We start from the raw sequence: 15,656 nt of genomic DNA, 5'->3' as shown, positions 1-15,656 counted from the left end.
TAATCCATCGTATTCTTATCACCGGCTTAAATCTACTCATCTGCACAGGACAATATCGATGAATACCTTAACCTCGGCTCCCCTCGCCCCATTATTACGCTACCTGTTTGAACTGGCCGACAACATCACGCCTGCCAGCAATGCAGCTCTTGCCGCGCTGTCTGAGGAGGAACAAACCCGGCTGATGACCAGCAAAACCGCTTATACCGAACTCTACACGCAGCTGAAGGAGGTGCCGCTGGCGGTCTCGCGTGAAACCGGCCAGCTGCTGTATCTGCTGGCGCGCAGCAGCAAAGCGCAAAATATTGTTGAGTTTGGCACGTCGTTCGGTATCTCCACGCTGCATCTGGCCGCTGCGTTGCGCGATAACGGCGGTGGAAAAGTCATCACCAGCGAGTTTGAACCCTCCAAAGTGGCGCTGGCGCGTAATCACTTTGCCGATGCAGGCGTCAGTGATTTGATTGAAGTCCGCGCCGGTGACGCATTGCAAACGCTGGCAACTGACTTACCGGCCACGATCGATATGCTGGTGCTGGACGGCGCGAAGGCGCTTTATCCGGCGATCCTGCACCTGGTGGAAGCAAGGTTGCGTCCGGGCGCGCTGATCATCGCCGATGACGCGGATTACAGCCCGGAGTACCTGGCCCGCGTCCGCGCCGTCGAAGGAGGCTTCCTGTCGCTGCCCTTTGGTGGCGATGTGGAGGTGTCGCTGTGGCTCGGGGCATGATGCTAAAGAAAATTACGGCAGAGAAATGTGACCTATCCGGTAATGCTGCTGTTGCGGGCGACGCTCACCTGAAAGGTTCTGCCACAGACTCAGCCGGATAAGCTGCCAGTGCTGCGGGTCCCAGGCCAGAACCTGTGATAACGCGCCACCCGGTTCAGGCAGCTGTTGCAGTTCAGACAAGTCGCTATAGGCAGGGATACTACTGATGTGGCGCGCGGCAAAATGCGCCTTAGTCGGTGCTGACGGCAGGGAGGCCGCCAGAACCGGATACACCTTAACGCTGGGCCAGCCAAATGCCTGCGTCAGCGCCTTAAAGCCTTCGCCGAGCAGAAAGCGGTGCATACTTGCCTCATCCTGCCAGAGGTAAAAAGGCGCATACAGATTTTCATGGCTGGCAGTCAATAAATCAGCCCGATCGGCATAAAGATAGAGTTTAAACAGCAGACCCGGAAAGCCATCCATCAGATGGCCTTTCTCAGCAATCCGGCGTTCAATGATCGCCATATCGTAATCGGCAGGCAGCGTAAAACTGTATTGCATCGCGAGCATGGTTTTATCCTTACTGTTGTGATTGTCAGCAGGAAGATAAAAAAGCGCGACGATTTATAAAATCATAAATAACAGGACTAAGAGTCCCGAAAAACAGGATGATAATCCCACCGGCCGGAAGCCTGCCCACAGCCCGTTAATTTTCTGTCGCATAAAAATAGTTACACAGCAGCTGCCAGAGATAGCTGGCCGCGGGGGTGAAACGATGGTCGCCGCTGCGCAGCAGATGGCTCTGGCTCTCGCGGGCGATACGGTGATCAATCGGCACCGCCTTTAACGCCTGTTGCAGCAGTGACTGCGGGACGGCCTGCGCGGTCATAAAGGCAATGCCCAGGCCGGCCTGACAAAGCGACAATGCGCTGGAGAACAGGTTGCAGCAATATGCCGGGGCAAATACCTGGCCTTCGCTTTTGAAAATAGCGCTGAGATAGCGTTGCAGGCCAAAACTGTCGCTCATGGCGATCAACCGGTACTGGGTGAGTTCCGCCACGCTGACCTGAGGATAATCAGCAATCGGATGTTCCGGGGTAACAATGGCGCAAATCGGTCCGCGATCAACGCTGTGGGTCTTCAGTCCCGGCGGACCGGCGGTACCAAAGCCCACCGCCATATCGACTTCGCCGCGCATAATCAGGTCAACGGTGGTTTGCATATCGCCGGAACTGATATCGATAAAAACGCCAGGCCAGGCGATGGAAAACTCCTTCAGTACATGGGTAACGACCTCTTCCACCATCCCCTGTCCGATGCGCAGCGTCACCGACCCTCCGCGCATATGGCGCAGATCGCGCAGCTGTCGTTCCAGCAGCTTGCGGCGCTGCGTGGTCTGCGCATAATCATCGGCCAGCAACTTACCGGCTTCGGTTAAGACCACATTACGGCCGCGTCGCTCCAGCAGCGGTAACTGCATACTGCGTTCCAGCAGCGAGAGTTGACGGCTGACCACCGAAGGGTTGATTCCCAGCACATCCGCCGCCCGACGAATCCCGCCGTGCATCCCCACTTCATACAAATAACTTATCGCTTTTTCTGGATATGTGACCATCGTCATAAGTTACGCTTATCCGTTGCTCTCAGGGCAACAATTCTACCATTCCCACCTGCTTTTTATACGATGACTTTTCTGCGCATACTGCGCGCTGGACAAAGGCAGGAACTTATAAATGAACAACATAAAAAATTACTTACAGCAGCACGCCGACGAGATTCTGGGCGATATCAAACGACTCGTGCAGGCGGAATCACCTTCGTTAGACAAGGCTGCGGTGGATCGCTGCGGCGAGGTATTGCAAAGCCTGTTCCGCGAGCGTCTCGGTATCAGCGCGGACGTGGACGTTCAGCCGCACTATGGCAATCACCTGCGTTTTGCGCTGGGTGATAGCGGCCCGCAGACCACCATCATCGGTCACTTCGACACCGTCTGGGATCACGGCGAATTAGCGTTGCGTGAAGAGGATGGCAAGCTGTTTGGCCCCGGCATCCTCGATATGAAAGCCGGACTGGTGCAGGCGATTTGGGCGGTGCGCGCGCTGGCTCAGCTGGATGGTTTAACCGGCAAACGCGTGGTGTTCCTGTGCAACAGCGATGAAGAAGTTGGCAGCCCCAGCTCCAGCGAGTGGATTTGCCACAACGCCGCGGGTTCACAGCAGGTGCTGGTGGTGGAACCGGCGGTTGCGGGCAGCGATGCGCTGAAGGTGGCGCGCAAAGGCACCGGACGTTATGACATCGTGATCACCGGACAGGCGGCCCACGCGGGCAACAATCCTGAAGAAGGTATCAGCGCCGTGCAGGAGATGGCGCATCAAATCCACGCTCTGCATGGCCTGAATGCGCCGGAACGCGGCACCACGGTGAACGTGGGCATCGCCAATGGCGGCAATCGCATCAATGTGGTGGCCGACCATGCAGAGCTGGGTATTGATACCCGCGTCACCAGCGAGGAAGAGGCGCAGCGCATCCACGCGGCGATCATCAATTTGCAACCGGTGATGCCGGGTATTGTGTTGCAGGTGAAGGGTGAGCAGGGCCGCCCGCCGATGCGCCAGACCCCCGCTTCGCAGCGGCTGCTGGAACGTGCGCAGCAGGTGGCTCAGGCGCTCGGCTTTGAGGTTGCAGGCAAATCTGTCGGCGGCGGCAGTGACGGCAACTTCACGGCGGCAATGGGGCTGCCGACGCTGGATGGCCTCGGTGCGACCGGCGCCGGTATCCATGCCCGCCATGAACACATCATTATCGCCAACATCGCGCCCCGCGCGGCGCTGGTGGCAGGCATCATCGCCGCAGAAGGAGCGACGACGTGACGCAGTTACATATCGCGCAGTCTGCCCCTGCGCCTGCGCCGCGCCCGGCTGGTCAAAGCCCGTATCTGCTGCTGTTTATTATGCTGGTGGTCGCGGCGGTGGCGACCTGGCTGATCCCGGCAGGCGCGTTTGATTATGAAATCCGTGAAGGTATCAAGTTTGCGGTGAAAGGCAGCCTTCATGCGGTGCCGCAGTCCGGCGTCTATCCGCTGGAGATCTTCACGGCCATTGCCAACGGCATGGTGAAGTCGGCGCCAATTATCTTTTTGATTTTATTCACCGGCGGCGTACTGGCGGTGGTTGAATCTACCGGCGCTATTGCCACCGCGCTGAACTCGCTGTCGCGCAGCACCCGCCTGAGCGATACGCGTATCATTCTGATCTTTGGTGTGATTTTCGCCATTCTTGGCACCACCGGCGCGGTGGTCAATGCCGTGGTGGCCTTTGTGCCCATCGGGCTGCTGGTGGCGCGTTCGCTGGGTCTGCCGCCGATGCTCGGGGCAGCGCTGGTCTATCTCTCCTGTGCCGCCGGGTTTAACGTGTCGATACTGGGACCGGCAACAACCGGCCTGACGCAGCATCTGGCGCAGCTGCCGCTGTTCTCTGGCATGTTGCTGCGCGGACTGACCTGCCTGATGTTTGTGCTGAGCGCGATGGGCTATCTGATCTGGTCGGTGCGTAAAGAACGTCTGGCGGGGAATCTGCGCCCGAAACAGGCGGAAAACAACGCGGAGGCGCTGGTTGTCACCGCACGCCACAAGCTGATCCTTACCACCTGTGCGCTGGCGCTGATGATCTTTATCGGCGGTGCCGTGCATTATCATTGGGGCACCAATGAGATGTCCGCGATGTTTATCCTGCTGGCGATTGTGGTGGGATTGATTGGCCGGATGTCGGGGTCAGATATCGCCAATACCTTCCTGTCCGGCTGTTCCGGCCTGGTGAAAGGCGGCTTTATTGTGGGCCTGGCAGGCGCGGTTTCGCTGGTGCTGCAACAGGGTCATGTGCTTGATCCGATTGTCGGCTTCCTCACCGATCTGCTGGCTCCGGTGCCGCAAAAAGTGGCTGCCATCGGCATGTTTATCAGCGCGGCGCTGATCCACTTCGGCATCTCGTCCGGTTCCGGAGAATCGGCGGTGTTGATCCCCATCTTCTCCCCGCTGGGCGACAACCTCGGCCTGACGCGTCAGGTAACGGTGCAGACGGTGCTGTTGGGCGAAGGGATTGTGAACTGCATCAGCCCAACCTCTGGCGTGCTGATGGCGGTACTGGCGACCGCCGGTATCCCGTTTGGGAAATGGCTGCGCTTTATCGCACCGCTGGTCGCCGTCTGGTTCAGCATCTGTGTTGTGATGCTGCTGGTGGGCGTAGCGATCAAGTGGGGACCGTTTTAAGGCGTAACGGAACGGGTGCGCGCCGCTGCGCACCCGTTCACACCACAATCGCCACCAGCACCCCAAACAGCAGCAAAATGTATACCCTGGCATGCCAGATATCGGGCACCGCTGGGATACAGCGCCGACTGAACAGAATGCCGCCCACGCCCGCCACGATAAGCCACGCCAGAATGTGCAGATTAATCAACCCCAGATAGCCGCTCATCGGGTATCCGCTCAGGCTATAGGTGATGGCGCCGCACACCGCCACCGGTAGCGACAACGGATTGGCCGCGCTGACACAGTCGCGCATGGCATAGCCGTGTCGCCGCAGCAGGGGCACGGTCATCACGCTGCCGCCAACGCCGAGTAACGCCGCCACGATGCCAATCGCCACGCCGCCCACGCTCAGGGTAGAGGCGGATAGTCGTCGCTGCGCCGGGCGCTGCACAAACCCGCGACGCAGCAGGCAATCCGCCAGCGTGATCAGCAGGTAAATCACAAACAGCAGCTTAACCACCGCATCCGCCATCAGGCCAGCCAGCAGCGAACCCGCTAGCGCGCCGCAGGCGATAAACCCCACCAGCGGAAACAACATTTCCCTGCGTAGCCTGCCCGCCCGCCAGTTCTGCACGCTGGCCCATCCGGCATTGAACACCATCACCGCCGTCGAGGTCGCCACCGCGATATGCATGGCATTGCCGGTTAACGCCTGCTGGCGCACCAGCAACTGATAGACAAAAGGCACCACAACAAATCCGCCGCCGAAACCAAAAAGTACGGTAGTTATCCCGGTAGCAAAACCGGCGAGAATAATGATGATAAGGTCGTTCACTGATAATCCCTGTGCTGAGGGCAGTTGCCCGTGAGGCGGGAAGTCTGACAGTTTGCGTGCTGGCTTCACATTTCCACAGCGCTCATTTACCCTTGCGAATCGGTCAACTTGCAGGACGGCAGGGATTTATGCGCAACGTGCATATCGATGATTATGATGGCCTTGAACGCGAGGTCGTCGCGGTGGGGAATGACTATCCGGGAGGCTACGTCTTACCCACGCATCGCCATCGGCGCGCGCAGCTGCTCTATGGCGCGACCGGCCTGATGCATGTGACAACCCAGTCGGGTAACTGGACGGTGCCGCCCCAGCACGCAGTATGGATCCCACCCGCAACCGACCACAGCGTCACCTTTATCGGCGTCTCTACCCGCAGCCTGTATATCGAACCGCGCAGCGCCCAGGGTCTGCACAGCCGCGAGCGCTGTCAGGTGATGACGGTTTCACCGTTCCTCAGACAACTGTTGATTGAAGCGGTGGCGCTGGAGCCGCTGTATACCTCGACGCGCGATACGTTGCTGGTCGCCCTGCTATTGCAGGAGCTGGCCGCGATGCCGGTACGCGAATTTGATATTCCCCTGCCCCGCCATCCGCTGCTGCTGGAGCAGTGCCAGAGGTTTATTGCCGCCCCGTCGATTCACGATCCCGCACAGCGCTGGGCCACGGCGTTATTTATGAGCCAGAGCACCTTCCGCCGCCATTTTTTGCAGCAAACCGGCATGTCATTTTCTGACTGGCGTCAGCGCGCCTGCGTGGTAGCGGCGCTGAGTCGTTTAGTGGAGGGAATGTCCGTGAACCAGGTCGCGCTGTCGCTGGGTTATGACAACGGATCCTCCTTTGCCACCATGTTCCGGCGCGTTACCGGCCAGTTGCCCTCCGCTTATCATCCGGCGCGCTAAAACGGCCGATCGTCCGGTTCCCTCCCCTGCCTGCCCCAAACCTGGTTATCTGTGAAGCCGCGCAACTTTTCGATGTTGCGGCTTTGTTATTATCGCTTCGACTTACGAATGAAAGTTAATAAATATTCATTCGAAACACACCAACCCGACCAGGAGCGGCTATGAACAGTTCTTTTACCTCGGTAAGCCTTCCCGACGATCATCAAGCGCAAATCCGTCTGATGAAGCAGCAGCTGCGCGAACAAATTGGCGATGTTGAAGGCTTATTCCTTGAAGTTAAAGCCAAAATCAACCAGGCGATTGCTGAAGCGAAACAGGATGAAGCCGCACAGGGCACCGCCTGGCCGGTGCTCAATATGCGCGATATCGCGGAAAACAACGTTTCTCCGCAGCAAATCGACTTCATCAAACGGCGTGGCTGCCTGGTGGTGAAACAAAACTTCGCCCGCGAAGAGGCGCTGGCGTGGGATAAGGCGATGCTCGATTATCTCGAACTGAACGACTTTGACCGTCAGTACCGTGGACCGGGCGACAGCTTCTTTGGCAGCCTGGAGGCTTCACGCCCGGAAATCTATCCCATCTACTGGTCCAAATCGCAGATGGAAGCGCGCCAGAGCGAAGGGATCGCGTTGACGCAATCCTTCCTTAATCGCCTGTGGAAATTTAACAGTGGTGGCGTCAGCTGGTTCGATCCTGACGTCAGCATTATCTACCCGGACCGCATCCGCCGTCGTCTGCCGGGCACCACCTCTAACGGTCTCGGGGCGCACACCGATTCCGGCGCGCTGGAACGCTGGTTGTTACCGGCCTATCAGCAGGTGTTCCGCAAAATTTTTACCAATCAGTTTGCCGACTATGATCCCTGGGATGCCGCGCACCGCACTGAAGTGAATGAATATGACGTGGCCAATACCACCAAATGCTCCGCCTTCCGCACCTTCCAGGGCTGGACGGCGCTTTCGGATATGGAAAAAGGCCAGGGGTTGTTGCATGTGGTGCCGGTGCCGGAAGCGATGGCCTATATTCTGCTGCGTCCGTTGCTCAACGACGTACCGGAAGATGAGCTGTGCGGCGTCGCCCCCGGCAAAGTGTTGCCGATTTCAGCGCAATGGCACCCGGATCTGATTGCAGGTTTATGTTCTATTCCCCCGTTGCAGGCGGGCGACTCGGTATGGTGGCATTGCGATGTGATCCACTCCGTCGCGCCGGTCGAATCACAACAGGGCTGGGGGAATGTCATGTATATTCCCGCCGCGCCGCTGTGCGACAAAAACCTGCGCTATGCCCGACAGGTTGCTGACGCGCTGGATAAAGGCATCTCCCCGCCGGACTTCCCGCGTGAGGACTATGAACAGACATGGCAGGGGCGCTTCACCACAGCGGATCTGAATCCCATTGGCAAACGCAGCCTTGGCCTGGGCTGATTAACTTCCGCCCGGTGCACCGGGCGGAAGGGTTCTGCTAAACTGCCCGACGTTTACCCTAACCGCGCCGTAGCTGAAGCCTATGCATACCCGACACGAACAGATTATCCAGCTGGTGAACGAACGCGGCAGCGTCAGCGTTCACGAGCTGTCGCAGTTAACCGGCGTTTCTGAAGTCACCATTCGTCAGGATCTTAACGCGCTTGAACGCGAGAATTTCCTGCGGCGCGTCCACGGTTCGGCGGTCGCCCCCGACAGTGATGATGTGGGTTCGCGTATGCGCACCCGCTATGCCACCAAACAGGCGGTGGCCGAACATGCCGCCTCCTTAGTCAATGACGGCGAAGCGGTATTTATCGAGGGCGGCAGCACCAACGCGTTGCTGGCGCGCTGCCTCGCCAGCCGCCGCGATCTGACCATCATTACCGTAAGCCACTATATCGCCCAGCTGCTGCGCGACGCCCAGTGCGAGGTGATTATCCTCGGCGGTCAGTACCAGAAAAGCAGCGAGTCGGTGGTCGGCTCGCTAACCCGCTTCTGTATCCAGCAGATCAATTTCCATAAAGCCTTTATTGGCGTGGATGGCTGGCATCAGGACACCGGGTTTACCGGACGAAATATGATGCGGTGTGATGTGGTCAATGCGGTGATGGAGAAGCCGACCTACGCCATCGCGCTCACCGATTCATCCAAGTTTGGCGTGGTGCACCCCTACCCGCTTTCCGTGACGCGTCCTTTTGACGCGGTGATCACCGATGACGCCATACCCGATTTCGCCAGAGAAAGTTTGTCCGGGGCGGGTATCCGCTTAGAACAGGTGACCCAACGCACAAATTGATCGTCGTCCGTCTCGCTCCAGAGCGCATGATGTGTTCCTTCGGCATAACAACCAGGAATCGCAAATGAGCAAATTGTTTAGCCCCATTCAACTGGGTTCTGTTGCATTAGATAACCGCATCGTCATTGCGCCGATGTGCCAGTATTCAGCAGAGCAAGGCCGCGCCACAGCCTGGCATCGTATCCATTTAGGTCATCTGGCGTTGTCCGGCGCCGGATTGCTGATCGTGGAAGCCACGGCGGTTGAACCTGAAGGGCGTATTTCGCCGCAGGATTTGGGGCTGTGGGATGATGCAACGGAAGCCGCGTTGCAGACGGTGGTCAATGACATTCGCCAGTACGCCGATATTCGTCTGGGGATTCAGTTAGGACACGCGGGCCGTAAAGCGTCAACGTCTGCGCCCTGGCTTGGCGGCAAACAAATTTCGCCGGATCAGGATGGCTGGCAGACCGTCGCACCCTCTGAGGTGCCAATGAATGACGGCGAAAACCCACCGGTAACGCTCTCCCATGACGACCTCGCACGCATCAAACAATCCTTTGTCGCCAGCGCACAACGCGCGGTACGTATCGGCTTTGAATTGATTGAGCTGCACGCCGCCCACGGCTATCTGCTGCATCAGTTCCTGTCACCGCTGTCGAACAAACGCCAGGATGAGTACGGCGGCAGTCTGGAGAACCGGATGCGTTTCCCGTTGGAAGTGCTGGCGGCAGTGCGCGCGGCTGTCCCTGCCGGGGTCGGCGTTGGCGTCAGGATCTCCGCCACTGACTGGGTTGAAGGTGGCTGGGACGTCCCGCAATCCGCCGAGTTCTGCCAGAAAATCGACGCACTGGGATCGGCCTATGTCCACGTCTCCAGCGGCGGGCTGTCGGCACAGCAGAAAATTACCGTCTCGGCGGGCTATCAGGTGCCGTTCGCGCGTGAGTTACGCAAAATCACCTCGATGCCGGTTATCGCCGTCGGACTGATCACCGAAGCGCGCATGGCGGAAGATCTGTTGCAGGAAGGCGACGCCGATTTAATCGCGCTGGCGCGCGGCATCCTCTACGACCCGCGCTGGCCGTGGCATGCGGCCGCTGAATTGGGCGCCAGCGTGCATGTTCCGCCGCAGTATCTGCGTTCTGAACCGCACGGCGTTAAAGGCAGTATCAAGGCGCGCTAATCACTAAAACCCCCTGAGGTCGGGTCAACCGGCCTCGGGTTGCTGGTGATCATGCAATGCATCCGGCACCAGCAGGAAGCTATTATCGCCTGACGCGCCGTGAGCTTTGACGCAACGGGAAAAAACAGCAATAAAAAACCCGGCAATATAGCCGGGCTTATAGAGTATGAAGGGAATTAAGCAGCCTTTTTGCCGCTCTTTCTCTTACCGTGACACTCTTTAGTACCATCAACGGTGTTGGTCGCCAGAAACTTCGGCGCAGCAGCAAGCAGATTTTCCATTGCCACACCCATGCGTGAGAACGCTTCAGGCGTTGAGACTTCAACCTGTGCGGCTTTGCTTTGACGAGTATGTTTCATCGCTTCTCCTTCGCCTGCTTTCCAGGTTGAACCCTGGATGCCTGAGGCTGTACGCTTCATAAATCACGACCAAATTCGGTCAGAAATTATACTTTTAATATTGTGATTGTCTATCTATACACCCGGCATGGCGGTAATCACATGCTTTATGGCTGCAATGGTTGCTGTCATAAGGGTTTTATCACCCTGAAATCCGAAAGACTGATATAAGTTCATCAGGTCCTGACTATCTGGTTCTATCACATTGACCGTAGAACATCCAACAGCCGAGCAAAAGAGATATGCGGCCATTAGTGTGATTTTAAGCAGCTTCCCATGCAGTGGATGCTGAGGCAGATGGCGGACAAAACTCTCTATGAATTGGATGTCAAAACTCTCTGCATCTGTATTGTAGATACAAATTGCAGCGCCAGCAGGGATGCCATTATCCTGCGAAACCAGCTTAATGGTAAGTTCAAATTTATGCGGATGATTGCCGAACTGATCAAAGGCAAAATCCCAATTTAGCTCTGCGAACTGAGATGTAAGCCACTGGTAGTCGGCATCACAAATTGCCCCAACAGCAAGGGGTAGTCCGGCGCTATCAATCAGCAACTGCAGGTTAGAAAGAACTAAGTTACCGATTTGTTCTAAATCCATCCATGAGTCCTCATCCTGAGAAGGCAACGATTTTATCACGTCGCTGCAATCCGGATTCAGGGCCGTCACAGGCTATTTAAGCATTCATTGTTCTAAGTCACGGTCAACCGGCCTCGGGGTGTTGCCCCTCACGCAACGCATTCTCCAGCACCGTAAAAATCCGTTCGTCATCGCACTGCGCCACATTGAAACGCAGAAAACGATCCGCCGTGCCGGACTGGCTAAAGGTGGAGCCAGGAGCCAGCACCACACCCTGCCGCAGGCAGGCGCGCGATATATCCGCCGCAACACAGCCCGCAGGCAGTTCACACCACAGAAACAGGCCGCTTTTCGGTATCAGCCACGGGCGAATGCCTGATTTGCCAAGCCGCGCAATCACCCGCTGCCGATTGTCCGCCAGCCGCTGTTTCACCCACTCAATATGGCGTCGATAGCCGCTGTCTTTCAGGACGTTGAGCAGCACTTCGGAGGCCAGTCTGCCGCCGCTAAATCCGGTGGCGATTTTAAGATCGGTCAGTTTATCCACCCACGCCGGTTTCGCCGCGATATACCCACAGCGTACCGAGGCCGAGACGGTTTTCGAAAAGCTGCCAATCACCATCACCCGAGACAAACCATCAAGCGCGGCCAGTCTGGGCGCGGTGCTGGTTTCCAGATCGGCGAAGATATCATCTTCAACAATCACCAGGTCGGAATGTTCAGCGATTTTCAGCAGTCGATGGGCGGTAGCCATTGAAAGCGTAGCGCCGGTGGGGTTGTGGATGCCGGAGTTGGTGATATACAGGCGCGGAGCGTGGGTGGTCAGCGCCTGCTGAAACGCCGCCAGATCCGGTCCCTGCGCCGTCCAGGGAATTCCTGTCACATTGACACGCTGCGCCCGCAGCAACGCATGAAAATTGAAATAGCAGGGATCATCCACCAGCACCGTGTCGCCCGGTTCGAGCAAAAAACGGCAGATAAGATCGATAGCGTGGGTGCCCGAATCCGTCAGTACCAGCTGATCGGGCGTGGCCGACAAACCATAGGCTGCGAGTCGGCGCGTCAGCAGCTGGCGCAGTTCCGGGCAACCGGCAGGCGCGGCATAGTCGGTTAACAGCGCGCTGTCACCGCGCGCCGCTTTTCTCAGCGCCCGTCGCATCCCCTCTTCATACATCCATGCGCTCGGCAACCAGCCACAGCCAGGTTTCAGCATATCAGGCGCCGCATCCAGCGCCTGGCGGGTGATCCATAACGGATCGACATCACGCTCCACCGTCGGTGCCAGCTGGGCAAGGTCCAGCGGCGCAATCGGCCCGGCGACAAAAAAACCGGCGCCGGGACGCGAGATAATCACGCTTTCCGCTTCCAGCCGATCATATGCCTCGACCACCGTGGAGACCGAAACCCCGGCAGCTTGCGCACGGGCGCGTACCGAAGGCAGGCGGCTGCCCGGCGTTAACGCCCGCGCTGCGATCTGTGAACGGATGTCATCCATCAATTGTTCAATACGGGTTTTGCTGCGCAACACCATTTTATCCCTCAGCTGTACTGGGCCATAGACCAGTACAGTTACTTTAAACCGTACTGGATTGTATCTGGTCGCCACAGGGAAGTCAGTGCTTAACTGTTCAACATTAACCAGGGAGAAAAGAATGAAAATTGCATTGAACGGTTGGGTCAGTGGTTTTATTGGCGTGATGATTTTTGCCGGCTCGCTGCCTGCCACCCGCGCCGCCGTGGCCGATTTTAGTCCGCTGTTTCTCACCAGTGCCAGGGCGACGATTGCGGCACTGCTGGGAAGTCTGCTGCTGCTGGTGCTACGCCAGAAACGCCCGGCGCGCGCCGATCTTCCCGGACTGGCGATCACCGCGCTGGGCGTGGTGGTCGGTTTTCCGCTGCTGACGGGTCTGGCGGTGCAACATATTTCGTCGGCACGCTCGATTGTGTTCCTTGGGCTGTTGCCGATGTCGACGGCCATCTTCGCCGTGCTGCGCGGCGGTGAACGTCCACGTCCGGTGTTCTGGCTGTTCTCCATCACCGGCGCGGCGATCATTGCGGGCTTTGCCCTGACCGGCACCGCCGGAAACCTGATGACCGGCGATGCGCTGATGATCGGTGCCATCATTCTCTGCGGCTTAGGTTATGCCGAAGGGGCAAAACTTTCGCGCAGGCTCGGAGGCTGGCAGGTGATTAGCTGGGCGCTGATCTTCTCCCTGCCGGTGATGTTGCCGCTGGCTGTTGTCACCCATCCGGCAACGTTTTCCGGCATGGCCCTCTCCGCATGGCTGGGTTTTGCCTATGTTTCGGTGTTCAGTATGCTGATCGGTTTTATTTTCTGGTATCACGGGCTGGCGAAAGGCGGGATTGCGGCGGTGGGTCAGTTGCAGTTGTTACAACCGTTTATGGGATTCGCCCTGGCGGCGTTGCTGTTACATGAATCCGTGAGCTGGGCCATGCTGGCGGTCGCTTCCGGCACCATCCTGTGTGTCTTCGGTGCCAAACGCTTTGCCATCTGAATGATGTTCACCCCGTCAGAGTGCGGGGTGAACATGCTGTCGCGCTTATTTGCCCTGCGGGTAATTTAGCGTGATTGCATCATCCGGCAGTGTGGTGAACTTTTTGATGATGGTGTGGAAATCTGCGGTCGGGTTAAGATCGCTAAACTGGGCTGGATAGAGATCTTTCGCCAGAATTTCCATGCCCACGATGTTGTAGGGGTGGTTGTAGAAATGGTGATAAACCCCATAAACCCGGCCCTGTTTCACCGGCGCGATCTGTGACAATCCGGTGCGGCTCAGCAGTTTCTGGAAGGTCACACCCACATCTTTCGGATCGACACCATAACCAAACGGCAGAACGTTGGTGTTAGGACGTTTTGAGCCGGTCATGATGTAGACATCCGGCTTCATGGCGATGATTTTTTCCAGCGAAACAAAACCAGTGTTGCCCGGCAGCAGCATGGAACCGATGTTCTTACCACCCACCGCTTCCACCAGCCCGCCCCAGCCGTTGTGGCTATGGGTAAAGCAGCAGTTGTCGCTGTTACCGGCAATCGGCTCGATAAATACCGTGGGTTTATTTTTAACCTTATCAATCGCTTGCGTCAGTTTTTCCATACGCTGCTGATAGAAATCGGTATAGGCTTTGGCCTCAGATTCACGATTCAGCACTTTACCCAGCAGGGTGACGCTCGCGGCGGTGTTCTGCGCCGGGTGCAGCTCATAATCGACGAAAATCACCGGAATATGCAGGTTGTTCAGCGTGGTTAACACGCCTGACTGCGATAGCGCGGGTTTAGCGCGCAGCTGTGCAATCATCAGATCCGGTTTCTGCGCCAGTACGCTCTCCAGGTTGACCTGCCCCTGATCGTTAAAACCCATATCGACGATTTTCGTCGCTTCAGGCCAGCGTCCCTTCAGCAGGTCCCAGGTCTGGGTATCCTGTTTTTTCGGCAGGTTATTCCAGGCCACCACGCGTTTGAACGGGTCATTACGATCCAGCAGTGCCAGCGTCAGCACGTCGCGACCATCCTGTAAAATGATGTGCTGCGGTTCTTTAGTGATGGTCTGGGTGTGACCGTCCACGTCAGTGATGGTGAGTGGATAAGTCGTGGCAGAAGCCGCCGTTGAAGCCAGCAACCCCATTGCCAATAGCAGGCGCGTTTTCATCCCTTTCTCCGTGATAAAAAGAATAGTTATTATTATCAATAACCTTAACACAACCTTAAGGCGTGAAAAATAAACCAGACTTCAATCGGTTGTCGCGGAGCAGGATGAAAACGCAGTGAAATCAGGTGAAATCCGATAACTTTTGCCCGGAAACGATCAATTCTTTCAGCAGCATCTGGCGGCGCTCCTCCGGCGTATCGCGACTCACCATAAAACAGATAGCCGCCACCGCCTGACCGTTGCGCGAACGAATCGGCGCCGCCATGCAGCAGGTAAAACTTTCCGATAACCCTTCCGTCAGACAATAGCCGAGATGCCCGGCACGATGGATATCCTCCAGAAAAGCCTGTTTATCGAGAATCTGCCCGTTCGCCAGCCGGTAATCCTCTTCCGGGATCAGATCGAGAATGGCGCTGTCAGACCAGTTGCTGAGCAGCAGGCGGCCGGTGGCGGTCCAGGTGATCGGCACCCGTACGCCAATATCGGAGGTAATTTTGAAAGGATGCGCGTTACTTTCCGACAGCACCACGGTGTACTTATTGCCTTCCAGCATACACAGCTGCACGGTTTCGCCATGCCGCGCCACGATCTCCACCATTAACTGATGGGCGCGGCGGATCAAATCATTGTGCGCCATATAATCCGCACCGTAATAGTGCATCTCGCGGCCAAAGAAGACCGCCCCTTCGGCGTCCAGTTCCACCAGACCGGCTTCACTCAACAGATTAACTAATTCATAGACGCTGGAACGCGGCGCGCCCGTGGCGTCGATCAAATCACGCATCGCCATCGGCTGTCGGGCAGCATGAAGCTGGCGAAAAATATCGATAACCCGGTCAACGCCGCGCGCCCGCGATGGCTTCTCATCCGGCATAAGCAAATTCTCCTGGGGCTGTGATGC

General features: G+C 57.3%; 16 protein-coding genes. 8 read left to right on the top strand and 8 right to left on the bottom strand.

Annotation, left to right across the window (positions count from 1 at the left end; genetic code table 11):
• Positions 1–58: 58 nt before the first annotated feature.
• The gene (locus AC6I8V_RS20340; RefSeq protein ID WP_497846276.1) at positions 59–727 is read left to right on the top strand and encodes an O-methyltransferase; all 669 of its coding nucleotides are present in this window, start codon (positions 59–61) and stop codon (positions 725–727) included.
• A 12-nt stretch (positions 728–739) separates the two neighbouring features.
• Here AC6I8V_RS20340 and AC6I8V_RS20335 read toward each other — a convergent pair whose 3' ends face one another.
• Together AC6I8V_RS20335 and AC6I8V_RS20330 are read right to left on the bottom strand one after the other, a co-directional pair.
• Positions 740–1,276, bottom strand: coding sequence for a DUF4865 family protein (locus tag AC6I8V_RS20335; RefSeq protein WP_497846274.1), 537 nt, complete (start codon positions 1,274–1,276; stop codon positions 740–742).
• A gap of 136 nt (positions 1,277–1,412) precedes the next feature.
• Complete coding sequence (locus tag AC6I8V_RS20330; protein WP_497846273.1) at positions 1,413–2,327, bottom strand: LysR family transcriptional regulator; 915 nt, start codon at positions 2,325–2,327, stop codon at positions 1,413–1,415.
• A gap of 112 nt (positions 2,328–2,439) precedes the next feature.
• On the opposite strand from AC6I8V_RS20330, the gene AC6I8V_RS20325 reads away from it, so the two are divergent.
• Positions 2,440–3,576, top strand: coding sequence for a M20 family metallopeptidase (locus AC6I8V_RS20325; protein ID WP_497846272.1), 1,137 nt, complete (start codon positions 2,440–2,442; stop codon positions 3,574–3,576).
• Positions 3,573–4,970 (top strand): YfcC family protein, encoded by a 1,398-nt coding sequence (locus AC6I8V_RS20320; protein WP_497846271.1) that lies wholly within the window; start codon positions 3,573–3,575, stop codon positions 4,968–4,970. The genes AC6I8V_RS20325 and AC6I8V_RS20320 overlap by 4 nt, the downstream gene beginning before the upstream one ends.
• A gap of 37 nt (positions 4,971–5,007) precedes the next feature.
• On the opposite strand, the gene AC6I8V_RS20315 is transcribed toward AC6I8V_RS20320, so the two are convergent.
• Positions 5,008–5,787, bottom strand: a complete 780-nt coding sequence (locus AC6I8V_RS20315; protein ID WP_497846270.1) for a sulfite exporter TauE/SafE family protein — start codon at positions 5,785–5,787, stop codon at positions 5,008–5,010.
• Positions 5,788–5,915: 128 nt separating this feature from the next.
• Between AC6I8V_RS20315 and AC6I8V_RS20310 the strand changes: the two genes are divergently transcribed.
• From AC6I8V_RS20310 to AC6I8V_RS20295, 4 genes are all read left to right on the top strand, one after another.
• Positions 5,916–6,686, top strand: coding sequence for an AraC family transcriptional regulator (locus tag AC6I8V_RS20310; protein ID WP_497846269.1), 771 nt, complete (start codon positions 5,916–5,918; stop codon positions 6,684–6,686).
• A 161-nt stretch (positions 6,687–6,847) separates the two neighbouring features.
• Complete coding sequence (locus AC6I8V_RS20305) at positions 6,848–8,110, top strand: DUF1479 domain-containing protein (RefSeq protein WP_497846268.1); 1,263 nt, start codon at positions 6,848–6,850, stop codon at positions 8,108–8,110.
• A gap of 82 nt (positions 8,111–8,192) precedes the next feature.
• Positions 8,193–8,948, top strand: coding sequence for a DeoR family transcriptional regulator (locus AC6I8V_RS20300; protein WP_497846267.1), 756 nt, complete (start codon positions 8,193–8,195; stop codon positions 8,946–8,948).
• Between the two features lie 64 nt (positions 8,949–9,012).
• The gene (locus tag AC6I8V_RS20295; protein WP_497846266.1) at positions 9,013–10,110 is read left to right on the top strand and encodes an NADH:flavin oxidoreductase/NADH oxidase; all 1,098 of its coding nucleotides are present in this window, start codon (positions 9,013–9,015) and stop codon (positions 10,108–10,110) included.
• 176 nt (positions 10,111–10,286) lie between these two features.
• On the opposite strand, the gene AC6I8V_RS20290 is transcribed toward AC6I8V_RS20295, so the two are convergent.
• From AC6I8V_RS20290 to AC6I8V_RS20280, 3 genes are all read right to left on the bottom strand, one after another.
• Positions 10,287–10,469, bottom strand: coding sequence for a hypothetical protein (locus AC6I8V_RS20290; RefSeq protein ID WP_497846265.1), 183 nt, complete (start codon positions 10,467–10,469; stop codon positions 10,287–10,289).
• 114 nt (positions 10,470–10,583) lie between these two features.
• Complete coding sequence (locus AC6I8V_RS20285; RefSeq protein WP_497846264.1) at positions 10,584–11,108, bottom strand: hypothetical protein; 525 nt, start codon at positions 11,106–11,108, stop codon at positions 10,584–10,586.
• A gap of 103 nt (positions 11,109–11,211) precedes the next feature.
• Positions 11,212–12,618 carry an aminotransferase-like domain-containing protein gene (locus AC6I8V_RS20280; protein ID WP_497846263.1) on the bottom strand — a complete coding sequence of 469 codons (1,407 nt, stop codon included), beginning with the start codon at positions 12,616–12,618 and terminating at the stop codon, positions 11,212–11,214.
• A 121-nt stretch (positions 12,619–12,739) separates the two neighbouring features.
• Between AC6I8V_RS20280 and AC6I8V_RS20275 the strand changes: the two genes are divergently transcribed.
• The gene (locus AC6I8V_RS20275) at positions 12,740–13,603 is read left to right on the top strand and encodes a DMT family transporter (RefSeq protein ID WP_497846262.1); all 864 of its coding nucleotides are present in this window, start codon (positions 12,740–12,742) and stop codon (positions 13,601–13,603) included.
• A 45-nt stretch (positions 13,604–13,648) separates the two neighbouring features.
• Here the strand turns inward: AC6I8V_RS20275 and AC6I8V_RS20270 are convergent, their stop codons facing one another.
• Complete coding sequence (locus AC6I8V_RS20270; RefSeq protein WP_497846261.1) at positions 13,649–14,755, bottom strand: ABC transporter substrate-binding protein; 1,107 nt, start codon at positions 14,753–14,755, stop codon at positions 13,649–13,651.
• A gap of 121 nt (positions 14,756–14,876) precedes the next feature.
• Positions 14,877–15,629 (bottom strand): IclR family transcriptional regulator, encoded by a 753-nt coding sequence (locus AC6I8V_RS20265; RefSeq protein WP_497846260.1) that lies wholly within the window; start codon positions 15,627–15,629, stop codon positions 14,877–14,879.
• Positions 15,630–15,656 lie beyond the last annotated feature (27 nt).

Source organism: Pantoea sp. X-Soil-TKNS-1207 (genome assembly GCF_059730485.1).
The sequence above is the reverse complement of the archived record's forward strand: the minus strand, read 5'-3'. Positions and strand labels throughout refer to the sequence as shown.

Bases quoted from the DNA above. Each gene is read 5' to 3' on its own strand.
- AC6I8V_RS20330 (WP_497846273.1), bottom strand. From the start codon at position 2,327: ATGACGATGGTCACATATCCAGAAAAAGCGATAAGTTATTTGTATGAA.
- AC6I8V_RS20310 (WP_497846269.1), top strand. From the start codon at position 5,916: ATGCGCAACGTGCATATCGATGATTATGATGGCCTTGAACGCGAGGTC.
- AC6I8V_RS20290 (WP_497846265.1), bottom strand. From the start codon at position 10,469: ATGAAACATACTCGTCAAAGCAAAGCCGCACAGGTTGAAGTCTCAACG.
- AC6I8V_RS20335 (WP_497846274.1), bottom strand. From the start codon at position 1,276: ATGCTCGCGATGCAATACAGTTTTACGCTGCCTGCCGATTACGATATG.
- AC6I8V_RS20270 (WP_497846261.1), bottom strand. From the start codon at position 14,755: ATGAAAACGCGCCTGCTATTGGCAATGGGGTTGCTGGCTTCAACGGCG.
- AC6I8V_RS20325 (WP_497846272.1), top strand. From the start codon at position 2,440: ATGAACAACATAAAAAATTACTTACAGCAGCACGCCGACGAGATTCTG.
- AC6I8V_RS20280 (WP_497846263.1), bottom strand. From the start codon at position 12,618: ATGGTGTTGCGCAGCAAAACCCGTATTGAACAATTGATGGATGACATC.
- AC6I8V_RS20300 (WP_497846267.1), top strand. From the start codon at position 8,193: ATGCATACCCGACACGAACAGATTATCCAGCTGGTGAACGAACGCGGC.
- AC6I8V_RS20295 (WP_497846266.1), top strand. From the start codon at position 9,013: ATGAGCAAATTGTTTAGCCCCATTCAACTGGGTTCTGTTGCATTAGAT.
- AC6I8V_RS20340 (WP_497846276.1), top strand. From the start codon at position 59: ATGAATACCTTAACCTCGGCTCCCCTCGCCCCATTATTACGCTACCTG.
- AC6I8V_RS20265 (WP_497846260.1), bottom strand. From the start codon at position 15,629: ATGCCGGATGAGAAGCCATCGCGGGCGCGCGGCGTTGACCGGGTTATC.
- AC6I8V_RS20305 (WP_497846268.1), top strand. From the start codon at position 6,848: ATGAACAGTTCTTTTACCTCGGTAAGCCTTCCCGACGATCATCAAGCG.
- AC6I8V_RS20275 (WP_497846262.1), top strand. From the start codon at position 12,740: ATGAAAATTGCATTGAACGGTTGGGTCAGTGGTTTTATTGGCGTGATG.
- AC6I8V_RS20285 (WP_497846264.1), bottom strand. From the start codon at position 11,108: ATGGATTTAGAACAAATCGGTAACTTAGTTCTTTCTAACCTGCAGTTG.